Source organism: Fretibacterium sp. OH1220_COT-178 (assembly GCF_003860125.1).
In the GTDB taxonomy this organism is placed as follows: domain Bacteria; phylum Synergistota; class Synergistia; order Synergistales; family Aminobacteriaceae; genus CAJPSE01.
In genome coordinates, this window is sequence record NZ_RQYL01000101.1 from 1 (window position 1) to 233 (window position 233).

General features: G+C 67.8%; 1 protein-coding gene. It reads right to left on the bottom strand.

The annotated features are described in order from the left end of the window. On the bottom strand, positions 1–233 hold a 233-nt coding region (locus EII26_RS13015), incomplete at both ends, for an RHS repeat-associated core domain-containing protein (protein WP_148092589.1).

Below are 233 nucleotides of genomic sequence, written 5' to 3' on the forward strand. Positions count from 1 at the left end.
CCGCTCGACCCAGCGAGGATGCTCTGCCCCGCCATGGCGCCGCCCATCTCGCCCAGCGACCACAGGCCCGTCGGGTCCGTGTTGGTCACGGGGTTCGCGTGCGCATACATATACTTGTGCAGGCTCGCCGGGTCATGCCGGTTCCCCTGGTGCGGGTCCAGGCTAAGGAACGTCCCCGTCCTCGGGTCCATGTAGCGCGCACGAAGCTGGTACAGCTCCGTCGTCCGGTCGAA